This is a genomic window from Nitrososphaera sp. (assembly GCF_050748925.1).
Classification (GTDB): domain Archaea; phylum Thermoproteota; class Nitrososphaeria; order Nitrososphaerales; family Nitrososphaeraceae; genus Nitrososphaera.
Genome location: NZ_JBOGQF010000241.1, coordinates 1 through 1,320, shown reverse-complemented (window position 1 = coordinate 1,320; position 1,320 = coordinate 1). Strand labels below are relative to the sequence as shown.

Here is a 1,320-nt window from a genome sequence, read left to right as displayed (position 1 = left end):
TTCCAGAAGGGCATACAGCCACTGCTCAACGGCACCGCCGAGCAGCAGATGTACGTCCAGTCCCTCTCAAACGTCATCACCCTCCGGCAGTTCAAGGAAAAGCTGGGCGAGTTTCGCTACAGCGTGACGGAGCACGACAAGGTAAAGCTGATGACGTTTCCGCTCAAGGACAACATACTCTGCCTGTCAACGACCCCAAAAGCGCCCACTGAAAAGATACGCGACAAGGTGATGGCGCTCCTCAAGGAAAAGCGACCGAAAAGCAGCAAGAAGGCTTAATATTGCACATTCTAAAAGGTTAAATCCATGAAAACCACCGGTGAGGTAAGGTTGGCCAAGCGGTTTTGCGAGCATTGCTTTTACCGTGGCGACGAATCTGAATTTCTGGGGGCCGCAGACTTTTGCATCGAGTGCATGAGCGTCCACGCCCACTGCCCAAAATGCAAGCAGAGTTTTCATAGCGTCCACGTAATCGAGTGATCTGGGCATCTGGCAGGCGGCAGCAATACCGGCACCAAAGAATTTTTACCCCTTGCAATGCTGCCTTTGGTGTTGCAGGATGATGACGAAGTAACAGTCCCCCTATTATACGCCTGCGTAGGCGGAAAAATGAAGAAAATTTACCGGACTGCCGAGTCCTGCAGCACTATTCCGGGACCCAGATAGTTTCCCACTTGCCGCCGCTTCCTCCGCAGCCTGTGCAGATGGTGCTTCCAAACCCGTTGCAATTGTTACATTTCTGCCAGCCCGGCATGGTCTTGCCAGAGCCGCCGCACGTAAGGCACGGCTTCCTGCCGCTGTTGCAGAACGTGCATTTCTTCCATGCTTGTTTGCTTGACATATGCACGTGGCTCGCTGGAGCGCATTTTAAGGTACCTGTTAATGTTTTTAATCCGCGCATCGCTATAGCCTTCAAATGAAAGGCGCTGACGGGTTCTGCAAGGAACTTGCGGAGGCTGACGAGGCCATAGTGGCGGCATTTCTTATCTCTGACGGAATCCAGGGCTCGCACCTGAAGCTGAACGTGCCAGAGCTAAAGGAAGAAGACGCCCGCCGGCTGTCTGACCAGACGGAGGTGATCATGAACATAACCCGCACCAACGAGCAGCTGTTCGGCAGGGTCGCCTTTGTGCTTGTCAGCCACGAATCAATAGACGGCATGTTCTTTCCTGTAGATAGTTCTACCACACTGCTTGTCGGGCTGGTGAGGCCCTACGACCAGAAGAAAATAGCCGACAAGGTCTCTGCCATGGCAAGATCGTCGAAAATATGGAAAAAGGATACAGTCGATTCAATCTAGCTATGACTGCATGTACCTTA

At 52.5% G+C, this 1,320-nt stretch carries 4 protein-coding genes; 3 read left to right on the top strand and 1 reads right to left on the bottom strand.

The window, feature by feature from the left end; genetic code table 11:
- The coding region (locus ACREAY_RS11950; protein ID WP_431755991.1) for a hypothetical protein at window positions 1-279 on the top strand (279 nt) is incomplete at its 5' end.
- 51 nt (window positions 280-330) lie between these two features.
- Complete coding sequence (locus ACREAY_RS11945) at window positions 331-480, top strand: hypothetical protein (protein WP_431755990.1); 150 nt, start codon at window positions 331-333, stop codon at window positions 478-480.
- Between the two features lie 166 nt (window positions 481-646).
- On the opposite strand, the gene ACREAY_RS11940 is transcribed toward ACREAY_RS11945, so the two are convergent.
- On the bottom strand, window positions 647-841 hold the full coding sequence (locus ACREAY_RS11940) for a hypothetical protein (protein WP_431755989.1): 195 nt from the start codon (window positions 839-841) through the stop codon (window positions 647-649).
- Window positions 842-916: 75 nt separating this feature from the next.
- Here ACREAY_RS11940 and ACREAY_RS11935 point away from each other — a divergent pair, with 75 nt between their 5' ends.
- Window positions 917-1,300 carry a hypothetical protein gene (locus ACREAY_RS11935; RefSeq protein ID WP_431755988.1) on the top strand — a complete coding sequence of 128 codons (384 nt, stop codon included), beginning with the start codon at window positions 917-919 and terminating at the stop codon, window positions 1,298-1,300.
- Window positions 1,301-1,320 lie beyond the last annotated feature (20 nt).

Excerpts from the sequence above, each read along its gene's own strand:
- ACREAY_RS11935 (WP_431755988.1), top strand. The coding sequence starts at position 917 with ATGAAAGGCGCTGACGGGTTCTGCAAGGAACTTGCGGAGGCTGACGAG.
- ACREAY_RS11940 (WP_431755989.1), bottom strand. The coding sequence starts at position 841 with ATGTCAAGCAAACAAGCATGGAAGAAATGCACGTTCTGCAACAGCGGC.